The sequence below is a fragment of the Levilactobacillus enshiensis genome (assembly GCF_007115095.1).
GTDB lineage: Bacteria > Bacillota > Bacilli > Lactobacillales > Lactobacillaceae > Levilactobacillus > Levilactobacillus enshiensis.
The window spans coordinates 44,309-61,831 of sequence record NZ_SULH01000007.1; the positions used below are offsets into that span (position 1 = coordinate 44,309).

At 40.6% G+C, this 17,523-nt stretch carries 16 protein-coding genes; 2 read left to right on the forward strand and 14 right to left on the reverse strand.

Translation table 11 applies throughout. The features are described 5' to 3' along the window. Positions 1-91 precede the first annotated feature (91 nt). The 12 genes from FAY32_RS08435 to FAY32_RS08485 form a co-directional block, all read right to left on the reverse strand. The gene (locus tag FAY32_RS08435; protein ID WP_143462998.1) at positions 92-1,678 is read right to left on the reverse strand and encodes an RES family NAD+ phosphorylase; all 1,587 of its coding nucleotides are present in this window, start codon (positions 1,676-1,678) and stop codon (positions 92-94) included. A gap of 189 nt (positions 1,679-1,867) precedes the next feature. Beyond that, positions 1,868-2,263, reverse strand: coding sequence for a hypothetical protein (locus FAY32_RS08440; RefSeq protein ID WP_143462999.1), 396 nt, complete (start codon positions 2,261-2,263; stop codon positions 1,868-1,870). A 282-nt stretch (positions 2,264-2,545) separates the two neighbouring features. Continuing rightward, positions 2,546-2,857, reverse strand: a complete 312-nt coding sequence (locus FAY32_RS08445; protein WP_143463000.1) for a hypothetical protein — start codon at positions 2,855-2,857, stop codon at positions 2,546-2,548. A gap of 98 nt (positions 2,858-2,955) precedes the next feature. Next, positions 2,956-3,099, reverse strand: coding sequence for a hypothetical protein (locus FAY32_RS14625; protein ID WP_158727567.1), 144 nt, complete (start codon positions 3,097-3,099; stop codon positions 2,956-2,958). Positions 3,100-3,399: 300 nt separating this feature from the next. Continuing rightward, the gene (locus FAY32_RS08450) at positions 3,400-5,154 is read right to left on the reverse strand and encodes a DUF2357 domain-containing protein (protein ID WP_158727568.1); all 1,755 of its coding nucleotides are present in this window, start codon (positions 5,152-5,154) and stop codon (positions 3,400-3,402) included. Then, complete coding sequence (locus FAY32_RS08455) at positions 5,144-7,069, reverse strand: McrB family protein (RefSeq protein WP_143463002.1); 1,926 nt, start codon at positions 7,067-7,069, stop codon at positions 5,144-5,146. The genes FAY32_RS08450 and FAY32_RS08455 overlap by 11 nt, the downstream gene beginning before the upstream one ends. Continuing rightward, entirely contained in the window at positions 7,066-8,235 is a 1,170-nt protein-coding gene (locus FAY32_RS08460) for a hypothetical protein (protein ID WP_143463003.1), read from the reverse strand. Before FAY32_RS08460 ends, FAY32_RS08455 begins: the two co-directional genes overlap by 4 nt. Before the next feature lie 376 nt (positions 8,236-8,611). Continuing rightward, on the reverse strand, positions 8,612-8,863 hold the full coding sequence (locus FAY32_RS08465; RefSeq protein WP_143463004.1) for a hypothetical protein: 252 nt from the start codon (positions 8,861-8,863) through the stop codon (positions 8,612-8,614). A 123-nt stretch (positions 8,864-8,986) separates the two neighbouring features. Next, complete coding sequence (locus FAY32_RS08470; RefSeq protein WP_143463005.1) at positions 8,987-9,679, reverse strand: 2,3-diphosphoglycerate-dependent phosphoglycerate mutase; 693 nt, start codon at positions 9,677-9,679, stop codon at positions 8,987-8,989. A 167-nt stretch (positions 9,680-9,846) separates the two neighbouring features. Further along, the gene (locus FAY32_RS08475; protein ID WP_143463006.1) at positions 9,847-10,947 is read right to left on the reverse strand and encodes an AI-2E family transporter; all 1,101 of its coding nucleotides are present in this window, start codon (positions 10,945-10,947) and stop codon (positions 9,847-9,849) included. Between the two features lie 197 nt (positions 10,948-11,144). After that, on the reverse strand, positions 11,145-12,404 hold the full coding sequence (locus FAY32_RS08480) for an ROK family protein (protein ID WP_225428318.1): 1,260 nt from the start codon (positions 12,402-12,404) through the stop codon (positions 11,145-11,147). Positions 12,405-12,835: 431 nt separating this feature from the next. Next, positions 12,836-13,741: a hypothetical protein gene (locus FAY32_RS08485; protein WP_143463007.1), complete on the reverse strand. Its 906-nt coding sequence runs from the start codon at positions 13,739-13,741 to the stop codon at positions 12,836-12,838. Positions 13,742-13,957: 216 nt separating this feature from the next. On the opposite strand from FAY32_RS08485, the gene FAY32_RS08490 reads away from it, so the two are divergent. Next, complete coding sequence (locus FAY32_RS08490; protein WP_143463008.1) at positions 13,958-15,154, forward strand: SAM-dependent methyltransferase; 1,197 nt, start codon at positions 13,958-13,960, stop codon at positions 15,152-15,154. A gap of 313 nt (positions 15,155-15,467) precedes the next feature. Next, positions 15,468-16,361, forward strand: a complete 894-nt coding sequence (locus tag FAY32_RS08495) for a hypothetical protein (RefSeq protein ID WP_143463009.1) — start codon at positions 15,468-15,470, stop codon at positions 16,359-16,361. A gap of 256 nt (positions 16,362-16,617) precedes the next feature. On the opposite strand, the gene FAY32_RS08505 is transcribed toward FAY32_RS08495, so the two are convergent. Together FAY32_RS08505 and FAY32_RS08510 are read right to left on the reverse strand one after the other, a co-directional pair. After that, positions 16,618-16,845: a type II toxin-antitoxin system PemK/MazF family toxin gene (locus tag FAY32_RS08505; protein WP_263862549.1), complete on the reverse strand. Its 228-nt coding sequence runs from the start codon at positions 16,843-16,845 to the stop codon at positions 16,618-16,620. 223 nt (positions 16,846-17,068) lie between these two features. Beyond that, on the reverse strand, positions 17,069-17,523 hold a 455-nt coding region (locus FAY32_RS08510; protein ID WP_143463106.1), incomplete at its 5' end, for an RNA-guided endonuclease TnpB family protein.

Consider the following 17,523-nt stretch of genomic DNA (forward strand, 5'->3'; position numbering starts at 1 on the left):
TGGACCGGTTGATAGGACTGACTTTCGTAACTATCTTTTCTCTGGGTAGGTGCCGGTTAGTGACAAAAGAGAAGAACTAAACATCATTTAACTATTTGTCACTTTGACCTAAAGAACGGTATATCTTAACAAGATCTGCATCTCGGCGCATCGAGATATCAAGAAAGATATAATTGATGGTATCTGGTGCAACGGCACTTCTAACCTTAATGACATCAACATCACGATTTTCACGCAAGCATTGTGTGATATACATGGGGATGAAATATTCGACCGGGACATTACTAGTCGAAGCTACTCGCTGCAAACAAAAGTTCATCAGAATTGGATTTTCCATAGTTAAATCAATTACTCCAAATTCATCATCCGGTTCAAATTCAATTGCATCATAAACTTCATCTCTTTCCAGCTTCAGCTCACTCACCAGTGCCCCAACATTATCTGATGTATAGTACAAATTCACATTAGCATTGTTGAACCTTCCTGCCCCCGGCATTCCATACAACGCTGGGCTATCCAGCTCACTTTCCACAAATGGTGCCGGTTTTTTCTTAATATTTCTGGAACGACCATGATATAAAGGAATGCTTATCTTTTGTCGCTTAACCTTAAAACCACTAAAATAGCTGCGTAGTCTCTTAGCCACGGGTAAATCATATGCCTTTAGTGAACTCTTCGACAATAAGTCTTGAAACTCATATAGTTCTTCTGAAGTAACTTCCAACGCCGTTTTACCGCCAGAAGAGTCCTTGATAAGATCTTGAGTGGCAGCAACTTCAACCTCTGCTGAAATTGATGATTCCGATAGCTCAGACTTTTGGGGTTGTTTCTCAACAACTGTTTTAACCGTTTCAACGAACGAATCATTTGCTGTATTTGTATCATCTAACCAGTTCTTCAATGCTGGAACATCTGTACTGAGCTGGTCAACAGTCAGAATACCATGCGCAAATGAGTTTCTGACCTTCCGAGATTCAAATACCAACATACGTTTATTCAATTTGAAGAGACTATTGTCAACTTTTGCCTTATTAGGAATCTTCCAATCATCGACAAGCACTTTTCCTGCCCATCCCGGATTAAGCCTATAACCCTTACTAATCTCTTCAGTTAAACCTTTCAACACCGAATGTCCAATTACTGTTTTATTCCCTGAGGCTTTCGCTGATAGGCCATAAGAGGATTTAGGTATCCATTCGACAAGTCGGTGTTGTCGTTTTTCAATTGCTCGTTGAACATCTGCTTGGCTTGCATTCTCCGGCAATCCTAGCATAACCCTCTGATTTCTTTTAGCAAAATCTGCCATCGGTTTCTGCTTTGCAATTGCCTCTTGTACTTCCAGCTGAGTTGCCGCTGGTGGTAACCCTAGCGATAGCTTACGCGCCCTATCTGCCATATCAAACATCGGTTTTCGCTTTGCAATTGCCTCTTGCACTTCTCGCTGGGTTGCTGTTGGTGGCAACCCCAGCGATGCCTTATGAAACTTGTCTGCCATATCAAACATCGGTTTTCGTTTTGCAATTGCTACTTGTATTTCTCGATGAGTTGCCGTTGCTGGCAACCCCAATGATGCCTTATAAAACCTATTTTCCATACCAGGTATCTTTTCTGAATTTAAAAAATTCATATCCGGTACTTTTTCGGATCTATCCCATCTTTTTTCATTTGAATCGGTCATTTGAAGACAACAGCCCCTCGCTGAATAGTATATTACTATCTATTGTAGTATCGTCCATATGCAAACGCAACATATAGTGTTTGAGATTTTAAAGAGAATAATTCTACCGACGGCTAACACTTCTTAAATATTAAAAAATCCAATTCTTCTCTGAATTGGATTTCACCCGATACTTTAATTCATCTCTTCCTATGCATGCCAGATTGCCTTATAATGGTTAAATTTCTGTATACTAATTTTCGAGTAATAAGTCGGCTTAGCATTAGCATGGAATGCTGTCGACAAAGAAACCTTCAGCTTACCCTTCTTAGTTCTGTTGGCGTATTGAGAGGTAGAAGCACCAACTGGTGTAAAGCCATAACCTAAGCTTGAATGAAACCAATTAACTTTATCCGTATATTTCATCCCTCCCTTACCTAGATATATAATTTTCTTTCCTTTGTAAATCCGCATAATACTATTTTTATGCTTCCAGGCACCACGAACTGACTTCGGTGAGCCAGAAGCCTGTGCTGAAACTGGTTCCACCAGTAATGGTAAAATCAACAATTCACTCATCAAAATCAAAAAAAATCTCTTCTTCATTAGTAACTCTCCCTTCCGGAAGCCACAATTGACAGCGGTTTCAATATAAATAATACACTAGTGTCGAAACTATTCAAGACACTAATGTCCTTAACCTTTCTTGTATAATCTCAGTATCTTAAGCAAAAAAATTGAACGCCACCGCAGCGTCCAACGTTTTCTCAATCTAATCAGGCATACTTCTTCCGAGCTTCCTTTGCCTGTATATCCACAACCCTCACCAACTCCACAATCACCGCAGCAGTCATCTTCAACAAGATTCGCCCAAGTAACGATCTACCATTACTCAATCTCTCCTTCCAATTCTGACCATTTCAATCTGCCATTTACTAGCACACCCGCCACATACATCGCATCCAAATCACCACTCGTCAGGACGTACCCCACTAACTCGTTACCATACGCGCCATATAGGTAAACGACTAAATACCGAGGCAAGTCATCTATATCTAACGTCTGCGGTAGGTAATGTTCATCTAGTTCATTACGTTCCAACATGTAGGACTCTTCCGCCAGTTCAGTTGGCATCTGTCGTTGACTGACTAATTCCATTTTCGAACGAATCCACTCTTGCCACATCTTCTGATCAATCATCAAAAATCACCTCTATTTTTCTATGTTCCTATGATCCATATGCAACAGAAAAGGGCCCTCAACCACTAAGAGTTGAGGGCCCAATTTCTATTCAATTGCTAATAATCTGTAACCGTTAAATCAATCGTATCGTCTTCACCTGATGGCCTAATCCAATAGGTACTACCATCAGTATCACCTGAAGAAATATCAAAGTGATACGTTCCAGGGAAGGACCCACTACTCAAATCATGCTTAGTCACCGTCTATTTCTTACTGTCATCCGTTAGCTTGACCGTCATATCATCACCGTAACCAGTATAGTTACAGAATCTGACCGGTGACTTTACGCTCCGCCAGAATAAAACTTTCTTTGCCGCATGTGCCATCACATCTTTTAAGCTACATTACTGATGTGTCTACTAATTCAAGCTTATTTTTCCTACCGGTTTTCATTCACCAGTAATCTCGCTATCAACAGTTTACTTACGAAAAAGTTCTTCTCACATTCAAGCTGGCTTTAAACAGTTGGTAACTATTTACTTGACTCTTAACCTAGCATTTTACACGCCTATTCTTGACCACTCATTCGCATTCTGGGTAATACTCTTTACCTCTTGTTTCAAAAAATCAATCAAGGCATCATCGTTTTCGTTTGTCTTAAGCGGAATTGGAAATATTCCCTTTTCCTTGCTCTGCTTAACTATTTCTTTTTCCTTATCGTTCTGTTGCATAGTCGGGAATATGACCCCTACACCATCAACAAACGATTTCGAACTGTCAAATACCTTTAACCTAACTGCTTCGGCGTACTTATTTGAGCTAAATGCATACTCATCTGTTGTTTTTATGTGATCAAGATATGAAACAAGTTGATCTCCTGCTCCACCTTCTTCAAATGAAGATATATCCTTAAATCTTCTATACTTAGTATCCAACACTAATACACCAATTAACGTTTCTGGATTGTCTTTATCTCCTTCATCATACAAATCAATTCTGATATCTGGCCAATTATGTTTTGCAGGCGTCCATAATGGATTCTCTTTGGTAACTCTATCGGGACTGTTCGGAATAATTTTTTTATTATAAATTATTTTGGCCTTTAAATTTTTCTTTTCTCCTTCTCTAGATAATTCTACTGTTGTCCCATTCTCTAGAATATCAATCTTTTTCGCATTCTTTTGAAAAATCCATCCCTTAATAGGTTTAAATCCAATCGCTTTCATTCCCTTGATAACTTGAATGTATCCCCAAATTTCATATAATAAATCGGTTCGATGCCAATAATACGTGTACTGTCTGTGAAAAGAAAACTCCTTATCCGAGACAGACAAAACCCTTTTTAAGAGTTTTTTTACAAAAAGATAATTAATGTTTCTTGGCAAAAAATTTTTATCAACCACATTTTTTGCCTCTGAAACATCATTCATCCAGTCTGTTGATAAGGTACCACTGATTATAAATCGATACTTACTTAATATCTTATTATCATTCTCCAAGTTTCTTAAACTTTTATTTGTATTATTAACTAAGCTCAAGATATTTCGTATTTTCTTACGTAATTCATTAATCACTTTAAGAAGCATTCTTAAATCATAAGCCAGTAACATATTATATTGAATGTCGTAATTGACGACCCTATACCTACCAAAAATTTCTTTTTTTCTATCTGGCCTGTTAGTCATCTCCCTGATGCCCCTACTATCCATTGGCTCCATCATTTTACGTGTCCAATGATACAGTTCACTAATGCCTGACTTCGGGAATTTATCAATAGCAAACATTGCCCGCTGGAACCGGTAATATTCATCATGCAATATTGAAAGTATCTCATAATCATCACTGGATAAATCATCATTGCTTTCAGTTATTGTCCCATTTGTATTTGCAGAAAAAGATCTAGCTAACCCAATTATTGTATTTTCCACGTCTTGTCGCATCTTATCAAGCTGATCATCATCTAAAAATTTAGGAACTATTTTCAGCCAGGAGAACAATTCACCATTTTTTTCCTTCAGTTGTAATCGATAAATTCCTGGTAAATATTTATGCCCATTATTATTAAAATCATAAAGACTAACCAGTTCCTTTCCCGGTGAAATAAAGAGTTTTCCCTCATCATCTGTCTGTACTCTTGAATTGTTGATTAGATCTAAACCATCGATATACAATCTGTCCTCAACATTACCAGAGAATAAGATTCCATAATTCTTATTTTCAACAGCTTCGAGAGTTTCTAAATCATACTGATCCTTTTTAAATAAAAATTCTCCTACATATTTATCATTCAGTGACAAGGTTACCTTAGCTGACAAATCCATTCACCTTCAATTCAGCTTTCTTTTGATTGAGTACCCCTTTTGAAACATCAAAGTTTGACAAATCCTTATACTGATCCAATAACTCGAACAGTGACTTCTTATTCATATCTTCTTTATCGGGAAATAACAATTCGTTTAATGCATCCTCTGCTCCTCGAACCTTTGGAAATACTCTTTGCGCTACTTGATAATCTAAGGCAATTTTTCTATCAAAACCGCTATCAATAGGTATATTTGACAAGAATTGCTCAATACTATTGAGATTTCTCCATCCTAAACCAACCATCGGCAGCACTTTATTAATGGTGACATGTAACTCCCAAAAGAAGTCTAACTCTTTCTCTGAGAGACTGTCCTTATTTCCTATAACCTCTGAATAGTTAGAATAACTAATTTCTGAAAAATCTTCAGGATTGATGCTATTAGCTTCTGAAATTCTTTGATTAAAGGGCATCATCTTCAGCTCGATTACATTTGCGCGGTCTAGCAGTTTATCCGACATCTGGTAAGTTGTTTCATCAATATTCATAGTACCAACAAATCGCACATTCGGTGTTATTTGAATCCTAGGCTCATATGTTTGAGAATTATACAGTCGTGGTGCTAAGTTCTCATTATAAAGCCTAATAAATCTATCCCCACTGTCCATTTCCATAACAGATAGGAATTGAGAAAAGTAATGTTCTACACGTGCTAAATTCATCTCATCCAATACAATGATGTACATTTTATCGGGATTTTTTGAAGCATTTATTAATGTATCCACCAACCCAGAATCTCCGGGATGATAATTGCTACTCAACGTATCCACATAGCCTAAAAGATCTGAATCATCTTGCCAAAATGGACGAACCGATATCATATTAAATTGACTATTTACTCCCTCTTTATCAATTAATCCGAGTGCATCGGCATAAGCCGTAATAATTTTTGATTTCCCAGTACCGCTTAATCCAGCTAATATTGTTAGATTATTAGTCTTTATCGATGTGTGAAAATTCAGTAAATCGATTTTATCAAATGTTAAATTATATTTTTTTGATTTGACCATTTTAGAGAATCGATCGATTATTTGTTTATCCATATCTTCAATCTTTTCTTTACGTTCTATACTTTGAGACAAGGAATCCACAGAAGCTTTCGTCAGTTTCTCTGACAATTTACCTTCAGCCAAATAACGTACAGGTACAAAAAGTACATCTGGGTTCCTTTCAGAACGATAGATTCCCCCATTCCAAACTTCATTATTCCAATTAAATACCACTATTGGATTATTTCCGGTTGGAATTTCATACTTAATATAATGAGTATTAATCTCCGACGGATTTAGAAATTCATAAAAACGATCTACTACCCGTTCTCTCTGAAGCTGACTTTCAAAGATTAGAAACGAACTAATGGTATCTAGATCTTTTCCTAACACTTTATCACTGGGGCCTTCTAATACTTTTCCGCTAATTAATACATCATTTAAATCATCTGAATCCTTAACCGAGGGGAATTCATGGATAACTGGAATAAGCTCATACATATCACTTTCTGAAAAATCAGTATTATGAACTATACGTTCGATATTCTGTGCTGTTAGCTTTTCTTTCCCATCTTTCCACATATCTCTTTCTATATTAAAAATAAAAACCCAGCGAGACAAAGACTCAGCAAATCTTTGTTTTTCTAAGTTATCCAAGTTAGTTGGAAGTGAAAATCCGTATGATTGATTTTCAGATAAAAACATATTTACTTCTTTATCTACATATTTTTTATTATTTGAGTTCAATACCTTTATGTGGACTAACCATTCACCCGTTATTCCCTTTTGAATTGGAATAACACCTCCCGTCTTTGAAGGTTGACCATCAAAGTCAGTATTATCTAACACACCAATAAATAATCCATTTAATAATGTCATTTCATTTCTCCTCTAATTAATTCATCTCTGCTTATTGTCTTTAAGCCTTTTACTCTATTTTTTAAGAAACATTGGTCACCATATGGTACAGTTTCTTCGTATAGAAAAACGTTATCATAATATTCCAACGGTTTCCCTAGAGAGTTTGAGATACCACTAATGTTGGCATAGTATTTCATTTTCTCTGAGCTATTAAAAAATACCTGTGGGACGATAATATCAGTATCTGAATGAGCTTTCCTAAATTCTTCGACATCTAAGTCTTCTGGAATACCAATCTGTAAATTATGCTCCATACGTTCTTCTATATGATCACTTTTCTCCTTCTTATGAGGCACACTTAAATTTTCAATCAATAATTCTCTGTCTTTCAACTGTGTATTTAGATCCTCAATCACTAAATCTCTATTTTGAATTTTTCGTTCTATCTCAGTTCGATCAGCCATCAATCCGTCAATTTTATCTTTCAATTCATTATTCTTCTGGGTAATCACTTCAATTTCGCTTTTCTTTTTTTTAATATATTTAGAATTTTCTTTCTCTCTCATTTCCAAACTCATTTTCAAAGACTTAATTTTTGCTTCTTTCTTTTCTTTATCCTTTTTAAATCGATCAACAGTTGATGCATATTGGTCAACTGTACTATTCAATTCATTAATTTTTGACATAAGAAACTTGATTTTCTTTTCTAGCCTTTTATTTCTCTCCAGTAGCGAAGTATCTATATTCGTCAATTTTGGGCTACTTTCTACATTTCTTTCTTTTTTATTCTTATTTATGTTCTCAATTTTTTGGGGGGAAATTACTACTTCTTTTTGAATACTTTCTTTTCTTGAATTAATTTCCTTTATATATGAAGTTGCTAAATTTAAGTCGCTTTCAAATACCAGTCTAATAATTTGAGAAAATATTTTATCATTTGAATATTTACTCAATTCTGTCGACATATTTTCTTTAGGTACATCACTAGCCATTTTTTTTAAAATGGTTTTTGTTCTTTGATAATTCACCGACAATAACATCCTATCGATTATCGCTCTTTTTATACGTGAATTAGATTTATGAGGAACACCACCAACCTTTCCTTTAAACGCAGTTACCATCTTATTAAAAGTCTTATCATCTATACCTCGTAGTATCCATTCAACAATTTCCTGTTCGTTCAAAATTCACACTCCTTTAATTCCAAAAAAAATTAATTTTTAAAATAATTTCATTAACTAAACCTCCTAACTTCGTCAATCCAGATAAGGTTATTCAAAAAAACCTTTTAATAGGATTTTAGGATGATAGTTATTTTAAGTATACTTGTTGACTACAGATACACAAGGAACGAAATTGCTCTTTTATCCCTTTACCAGCTTAATCCTTCCTAAAATCAAAATAATGTGTTAAATAAAGTATCAGTTAGAATTTAATTTCTACTTTGCGAAAAAGATCGAACTATAAAAGATACTAAAAAAGCTGATCGAAGAAAATCTGGCAGTTCTCTTCAATCAGCTTTTAAATTATGAACTCATTATTAATCATCGAATTAATTAACTAGCTAGCGTCCGCATCCCCCGTCACAAACGTATGCTTGTCATCCAACACATACTGAAATTCCACGGCGTTCAACATCAAACTAGCCCGGAAAAGTGCCTTGATGCCCTGTTCATTACTCATCACCACAAAGAATTCCCGATCGGTGCCACTGACCCGTTGGAAACTGTCATACTCGCCAGTGAAACCTTCCTTGCGGAACAAGCCGATAATCTTCATCATTTCAATCTGCGTTACTTCTTTGTCTGCCAAATTCAATCTCTTTTCTCTTATTTAAATTTTCGGTCAGTAACGGCCCCTCTAGTGACCGCTAGTGACATTTTTTCCACGAAAAAGCCGCCCCCAAAATGAGGCGGCTCTGACACAATCAGGTAATTACTTACCTAACTTGGTCTTGTTGGTCATGTTCAACTTATCATCGAAGTCGTAGACAACTGGTTCACCAGTAGCCATTTCAAGGTCCATGATGTCATCGTCGGAGATCCGTTCGATGTACTTGCTTAAGGCACGTAATGAGTTACCGTGGGCAGCAATGATCACATTCTTGCCATCAAGCAACTTAGGTGCGATTTGGTCTTCCCAGAATGGCATAACCCGTTCCAGAGTGACCTTCAAGTTTTCGCCACCAGGGACGATGTTAGGGTCCAAGTTAGCGTAACGTGGGTCCTTAACAGCTGAGCCTTCAGCGTCTGCAGCCAAAAGTGGTGGCAAGACGTCGTAAGAACGACGCCAGATGTGAACTTGGTCGTCACCGTACTTTTCAGCGGTTTCCTTTTTGTTCAGGCCTTGTAAAGCACCGTAGTGACGTTCGTTCAAACGCCAAGTCTTGGTTTCTGGAATCCAGAGTTGGTCTGATTCTTCCAAAACGTAGTGTAACGTCTTGATTGCCCGCTTGAGAACTGACGTGTAAGCGTAGTCGAAGGTCAAGCCAGACTCCTTGATCTTTTGACCAGCGGCCTTAGCTTCTTCAACACCCTTTTCGCTTAAGTCAACGTCAACCCAGCCAGTGAACTTGTTTGCTAAGTTCCATTCACTTTGGCCGTGGCGAATCAATACTAATTTTGCCATCACTGATAACCTCTTTCTGTCGTAGAATACCTTGTCATTTTACACCATCTGCCGCCAAATTTCAGCTCAATTGTGGCGTTCTTTACATGTAATCGTTTTCTTCTGTGAAGACTCCCATTTAAAACGCTAAAACGACCCAACCATCTGCGGCTGAGTCGTTATCTAATTTACTCATCTTGATCGTTATTTTGACCGTGTTTCTTTCGGTACTCACGCAACTTCTGGAGTTTCTGCACATCCACGTGTGGCGTCGGGTGCAGGCCATGGACCGGCCGCACGCCCAGAATGTCCAGGAAGAACGTGAAAATCGGCACCCCAACAATCAGGCCCCAGACGCCAAATAACTGTTCACCCGCCAACAAGACGACGAACGTATAGAAGATTGGTAATTCCGTTCGACTCGCCATAAACTTCGGGTTCAGCACGTACGCTTCCAGTGCGTGGACCACCACGATCATCACTAAAATGTAGATAACGTAGCGCAGGCCCCCAACTGAGTACCCCAGAATAGCCAATGGGATAATCGACACGATCACCCCGGCCACTGGAATCAAACTCAACACGAAGATCATAATGGCTAACGTCGCCAACTGTGGCATCCCCATAATCGCCAGCACAATCGTGGTAATCACCGTGTTGCATAACGCGATAAAGAATTGCGCTTCCAAAACGACCCCAAACGTATTCACAAATTTCTTGGCAAAGAAACTCACATCGGCGAAGAACCAGCCATAGGTACTGGTCAAGAAGCGTTTGGAGAACTCGCTCATCTGCTTACTTTCAATGGTGAAGAAGAAACTCAAGATCATCGACATGAACAACGTGACCCCAAACGACCCAATCGTCGAAATGTAGGTCAACACTAATTTGGCCCCATTCTGTAACTGACTGACGATATCTGACGTCTTAATATAATTGGTAACGTAATTGATGACCTCATTACTATTGTTTGCCGGATTCTGATAAAACTTATACAAGCTTTCAATCCCGGTGATCGACGACTTCAAGATCTGTGGCAAGTAGGTCGTGACCGCGCCATACAGGAGTCCCAAAATCAGAACGTACGTCACCGCCACGATCAATGTCGGCGGCAGCTTCACATACTTCCGAATTCCCTTAACCAGTTGTAGGACTAAAAATGTAAAGATAAACGTCAACAAAATCATATTCATTTCGGCCCGAATCAGCCACAACACGAAGATGATCAGTGCCAACACGGTAAAGCGTCGGAGCTGAACGTTTTCAACAAAGCGTTGCCATAAACTCACTTGTGAATCTCCCCCATCCAATTATCTCAGCAATAGCTCTATTATACCCTATGCCAGCCGTTTTCCTTAGTGGTTTCATTTACTTCCTTCAGCCGTGCCCCTTGCCTTTTACTATCACCTGCAGTCGCCACACAAAAGGGCCTGAGACAGGCATCTCAGACCCTACTGACGTCAAACGTAAATTTACGCATGACTGGTTATGATTCGACTCCCTCTAAAATAGCCGACCGCTGATTGCCGAATGTCAGTTGCAGGTCGTCCAGTCCAAGCGCCTTGTGAATGATGGCTGAAGCCCCACCCATCAAGGATGCTTCCTTTGAATTCTTCGTTAAGAGTAATGGTGCCTTCCGCAAAATGGCCATTTGGCTCACGTAGTCGCGAACCTTATCCATCAGTTCTGGCAACAGCTCCAGGATTGGCGCGTTGACCACGATAGCATCCGGCGCGAACGTGTTGGAGAGGTTCCCCAATACCTTGGCCAGGTAGTACGTAAACTCATCTAAAATGGACAACAGTTCTGGTCGGTGGCCCAAATAGTCCCGGCGAATCCGGTTGACGTCCACGCGGTCTAGCTTTTGATAGGCCATAATCCGCTGGAGCACCGGTCCCTCAGCCACATAATGATTGACTGTCTCTACATTTTCTTCGCGGTAGCGGTCAGCCATTGGACAGGTTCCAATGTTACCTGCTTCACCGTTGTGGCCGCGGTATAGATGTTCTTCCGTAATGATGCCGGCTGAGACTTGGTCGCGAATCGTCACAGAAATGAGGTTTCTGTACACGCCTTCGCCCGCAAAATCCCGTTCATAAATCGCTGATTCATTGGCTAAATTTTCCAAGACGACCGGCACTTGGAACTTGTCGCTAAAGTACTTTGCGAGATCAAAGTTTTTAAAGCCCTTCAGTGAGGCGGCTAAAATCTGATTTTCATAAATGACGCCGTCCAAACCAAAGGCAATGCCTAACAGCCGTGAGTCGCTGGCCGCCATGGTATTCGCGATACGTTCATCGATCATGTCGAGCACCGTTGCGAGATCCACGTCACGGGTCGACACACTCTCATAATTTTCCGACCGGCCATCCAGCCGACTGGTCACCAGTGAAAACCGTGACCGTAAAATGTTGATACTAATGACATAGCCATACCCCACGTTTAGCAATGCCATCACTGGTTTCCGCCCACCGTTACGCGTGCTGACACCGTGACCAACCTCACGGATCAGCCCTTCATGCAGTAACTGGCTATAAATATCAGAAACCGTCACTTTGTTTAAACTCAGATTACGTGAAATTTGACTACGCGAAATGGGTCCAGCGTTGACAATCTGTTGTAAAACTTGTTTCTCATTGGTTGTACGCATAATGTGTTTGTTGATAATCATAATTTTCTTGGTAACACTGCTCCCCCAATAGCTGTGTGGTGATTCGGGAATCAAATCAGTTTTAGGTTGCCCCATCCCCCAAGATTGGTGCTCACCCGCTATCGAGAAGGCCGAATTACCTGACCCCCCTTAGTAGAATTTCTGATTCTACATACATAGTAAATCACCCTTACCAATTTGGGATAAATAATGACTCGCGAATTTTCTGGCACTTTTTCGCCCGAATTTTCGGGAAATCGTTGCTATTGGTGGCTTTGTCGCGTCAAAATCGTACACATACCAATTAATTTTCTTGTTAAGATTATTAATCTATTTGTTTGCTGACTTTACCTTCATGTCAAATTTTGTGACCATTTCGTTCAATATGGTTAGGTTTCCTTCCTAATTGCAAGTTTAACTGGACTTTTAGGGGTGATTTATGTTGTGGGCAATCATCATTTAGCCGCTGCTTATTCTAAGCGTAAAAAAACAAGCACGCCAGTTCAACGTACTTGCCTTTCCAGTTATTATTTCAAATACTTCGCCGTGTACTTCGTCAGTGACATGTCTTTCTTGTTGGCCTGTTGAATTGCCACTCGAACATCTTGGTCACTCATCGCATCGGCTTGGCCACCCGCGGCGTTAATCGTCTTCCGCGCGTTATTGATCTGAGCCGCCGTGATGGTCTTACCATTCAGTTCCTGCTGACTCTGCGTCACCGTGTACTCATTACTGCCAGAGTATGCGCTAGCCGCCGACTGTTCGGAAGACGTCAGTGAAGCGCTAGAGCTGTGACTCGTTGCCGTGCTGCTGGAATCGTCGCTACTGCTGCTCGTCGACGATTCACTGCTGCTAGCTTCCGTAACCGCACTAGATTGACCGGCATTATTTGCCTTCCGCAACTGGAGTGCCTGATCGTACAAGCCCTTGTAGTAGACTTCACGGAAGGTCGCGTTGTTAAAGAGTTCGTCCAGCGTCGTGTTGGATTGCCCATAGTTCAGCGCCTTATTTTGGCCCTGCGCCTTCGTCAGAATCTTCTTGAACTGCTTGTAGTTGGCCCGAATCAGCTTGACTTTCTTCACTTGTTTCGTTGCCCGCGTCACTAAGATACTCGACCCACCAGTCGTCTCCTTGACTGCTTGATAGTGCTCTTGGGCAGCTGCAAAGTGCCGCGCATCCAGATCATTTTCACCGGAAACGTAACGTTGCGTCTGCGTTAAGTACGTCTGTGCCGTTTTGTCGTTCAATCGCCGTTTCAAAGCATTCTGAAAATAACTTTCGGCTTGTGTGTAATGTTTACTTTCAATGGCAGTACGCCCGTTGGCCATTGCCGCTTGGTACTCTTTGGTTGTTGCGTGGTGATTTGAATACGCGTAACCACCAATCAGCAGTGCCACAACGATTGTTGCCACGACCCATACCCATTTTTTCAAAGTGAAAGACCCCCACTGGTTAATTGTAGCTACATTATACCATGCCTCTTCGCGGAATCGATGATTTTAGCCATAGGGAATCGCGCTGACCAAAGATTAAGCGGTTACATTGAAACCTCTCCTTACACTATCCCCCTCAGGAGGCGTATAATGGCTGAGTATAATTCGTTTTCTTTGTGTCCAAATTTAACAAGAAAACCGGAAAGGACTCCTGACATGCTTGAAAAAACATTTTACAAAACGTTTCTGAGCCATACCTTCAACATCCCCGTCCGCGTTAACTACTGGGACGGCAGTAGCGATGTTTATGGGACTGGCACTCCCGAAATCACCATCACCATTCACGAGGCCATTCCGGTCAAAGAAATCTCCCGCAACGCGTCTATCGCGCTGGGGGAAGCCATTATGGATGGCAAAATCGAAATCGATGGTAGTATTGAAGACTTACTGACGGCCGCTTACGAAAACGCCGACAGTTTCTTCCATAACAAGAAGTTCATCAACTTCCTGCCCAAGCAAAAGCACACGGAAAAGGAAAGCAAGGCCGACGTGCAAAACCACTATGATATTGGAAATAACTTCTACAATCTGTGGTTAGACGACACCATGACTTACTCCTGTGCCTACTTTGAAACGCCCGAAGATGACCTTTACACGGCACAAATGAATAAGGTTCACCATATCATCAAGAAGCTTAACCCCCAACCTGGGAAGACCCTCTTAGATATCGGTTGTGGCTGGGGAACCTTGATGTTGACGGCGGCGAAGGACTACGACTTACACGTGACAGGGATTACGTTAAGCCAGGAACAATACGACTACGTTAGCCAGAAGATCAAGGATGAAGGCCTCGAAAACGTTGCCGAAGTTCGTTTGGAAGACTACCGTGAACTGGGCAACGAACAATGGGACTACATCACGTCCGTCGGGATGTTCGAACACGTTGGCGCAGAAAACCTAGGCCAATACTTCGACTGCGTTCAAAAGTACCTGATGAACGATGGGGTCGCTTTGATTCACGGAATCACCCGGCAACAGGGTGGTGCCAACAACGGCTGGCTCAACAAGTGGATCTTCCCCGGTGGCTACGTTCCCGGTTTAATCGAAAACACCACGCACATCATCGAAAGTGGTCTGCAGATCGACGACATGGAACCCCTGCGTCGTCACTACCAAAAGACTGTTGAAATTTGGGACAAGAATTTCAATGAACATCGCGATGAAGTCGCCAAGATGTTCGACGACCGGTTCGTTCGCATGTGGGATCTTTACTTGCAAGCTTGCGCAGCGTCCTTCAAATCTGGTAATATTGACGTGATTCAGTATTTGATTTCTAAGGGCCCTTCAGCCCGGATGTTGCCAATGACCCGTGACTACATGTACACGGATAGTCAGGCCAAGGTAACCAACTAATTCAGATGAAGTCGTGCGACCGCGGATTGCACGACGGAAAAAGCTTCAACTGACGGATTGATCACCGTTGGTTGGAGCTTTTTTTCTGGGAGAAAACTTGTAAAAATAACTGCACTACGTCTCTGATTGAACTCTGACATAATCTGTGTTGAGCCTCCCCCCAAATCGTTCTAAAGAATTAGCGTATCTCCGTCAGAACAAATATAAAAATATAAATTTTTCGTTCCCCTTCAATTGGCACATCAACCATGATATATTGGTGATTGCTGAATATAGTCAGCATTAATTATAGTGTAAGGGGAGAACTAATGTTATGAGAATAAAGAAAATAATTATGTTGGCAATGTTGCTGACGATTGTTTCAGGCGGGGAAGTTACTGCGATGGCACAGACTAAGCAGATCAATAAATTTACGCATGTGAAAGTTTCTAAGCATACCGTCTCGGGGAAGACGACCAAGTATGCTCACGTGAAATTGACTCATCTGAAACATAGCGAAAAGGTCAACACTAAAGCTGATAAGAACGGGAAATTTGTACTCAAAGTTAGCCAAAATAATCTGACAAAATTAAGGTTTAAACTCAAAGCAGTGAAACAAGGATTTAAGGGACGCACTTATACGCATGCTATTAAGATAACGAAGCCGGCCATTAATCATGAGACTGTTGCTGGACCAAATGCTACGAAGCCTGAAAATCTAGCTAAACCGCAAACGTTAGATGAAAATAATAATACAGGTAATACCAACAATAACAATCCATCTAAACCCGCTTTACCAGTCATTCCTTCAAAGTCTAATGAACAACTAATTAAAGAAAAGAAGGCACAGTTGGAAATAGCGAAAGATGCCTATGCAAAAATAGTTGTTGAACTTGAACCTGAATTTGCAAAATTATTCTCATCTTTCGAAGAATATGACGATGAATTCCTTACTGGCTACCAATATGACATTGAACGAGCACGACTTGAAGTGCAACGAAAATTGACTACCGGAAATCCAGATGAAATAGCTATCGCCAAAAAAAACTTAGAATTGGCTAAAGATAAATACGAGAAATACTTACCTCTTTATATAGCAACGGATAAAAAGTTCTATGCCCTAAGAGGAAGAATTCGTCCTTTCGCCGACGCAGTCAATAAATTGGCAAAAGAACTACAAATACTCCAGCCTGATGCACCTTATGAAGGCTCATACATCAACTATTAACTCACAAAAGGAGAGTATCGCCAACACTTGGCAATACTCTCCTTTACTACTTTATAATTCTTTCAAAGTATCCCGCCATGACAAGCTCATCGTCGGCCATTTTTCTACCCATTCTGTTGGCCGGTTCTCCAAACTAGCTGCAACAGCTTGCTTGATATCGTCTTCATCATTAACCCGGCGCAAGCGAGTGTAGCCTGCCAATATAACTTTAATGATTTTTGAGTTGTTCTTTCCCCAAATTATATCCTGGCTTCTTTTACTCATCATCAATACTGAACAATAATTTGTACACAGAGATTATCTCTTCTAATTCTTTACGTGACACATGATCAACAATCTCTTCGTCAGTGACATGCCTTACCTGCAAATCTAAAGCTATTGTCTGGTCTAACAATACTTTCCCATAGACTGTCTGACTGCTAGTTAATTGATGATACATCGGAAAATTACGCTCGGCACTGCTAATTGGCGCCACAATCGTCATGTTACTTGTCTGACAAACGAGATCATTGCTTAGCGCAACGCCGCCTATTCATCTGTTCATGACCCCGGCTTGGATTAAAGTTAACGTCAATTACCTCCGAATAAATTCGGAGGCTTGTCGCTCACGTGTCTGGCGACACAGTAGTCTAACATCTCAATTGAGACTCCTACTCGTAGTGGCAACATCATCGGGTAATTGACAGGTACCCGTTTAACTACCAGGTTTACCCAGTAGCCGTTACTTTTTTGATTTGGGGACGTTTGACCCCACGCAACCATTCTTCACCTAATAGCTTAATGTTCATGGCTCCTAGCCGATCATCGTTGGAGCGATATTGGCAGCGGCAACAGTGATATTCATGCGTCTCGTGATGCCGATTAGTTTTCTCAATCAGGCCACATTGCGGACAACGCTGAGAGGTGAAGGCTGGGCTGATCTTCAAAACCTTACTTTGAACCGTTGCCGCTTTATAGGTTAGGAATAATTCTAACTGGAAGAAAGCCCAGGAACGGTGGCTGCTACGCAAAGCTTTAGGTAAATCATCTGTGTTGAACGTCACATTAGTTAAATCTTCTAAAGCAAAGAGCGTACGTGAGCCATAGATACTAACGAGTGTCTTAGCTAACCGATGATTCACATCAGTCATCCAGCGGTTCTCTCGTTGTGCCAATTGCTTCA

Coding starts and splice junctions, on each gene's coding strand:
- FAY32_RS08435 (WP_143462998.1), bottom strand. CDS start 1,678: ATGACCGATTCAAATGAAAAAAGATGGGATAGATCCGAAAAAGTACCG.
- FAY32_RS08440 (WP_143462999.1), bottom strand. CDS start 2,263: ATGAAGAAGAGATTTTTTTTGATTTTGATGAGTGAATTGTTGATTTTA.
- FAY32_RS08445 (WP_143463000.1), bottom strand. CDS start 2,857: ATGATTGATCAGAAGATGTGGCAAGAGTGGATTCGTTCGAAAATGGAA.
- FAY32_RS08455 (WP_143463002.1), bottom strand. CDS start 7,069: ATGACATTATTAAATGGATTATTTATTGGTGTGTTAGATAATACTGAC.
- FAY32_RS08470 (WP_143463005.1), bottom strand. CDS start 9,679: ATGGCAAAATTAGTATTGATTCGCCACGGCCAAAGTGAATGGAACTTA.
- FAY32_RS08480 (WP_225428318.1), bottom strand. CDS start 12,404: ATGGGGCAACCTAAAACTGATTTGATTCCCGAATCACCACACAGCTAT.
- FAY32_RS08490 (WP_143463008.1), top strand. CDS start 13,958: ATGCTTGAAAAAACATTTTACAAAACGTTTCTGAGCCATACCTTCAAC.
- FAY32_RS08495 (WP_143463009.1), top strand. CDS start 15,468: ATGAGAATAAAGAAAATAATTATGTTGGCAATGTTGCTGACGATTGTT.
- FAY32_RS08505 (WP_263862549.1), bottom strand. CDS start 16,845: ATGACGATTGTGGCGCCAATTAGCAGTGCCGAGCGTAATTTTCCGATG.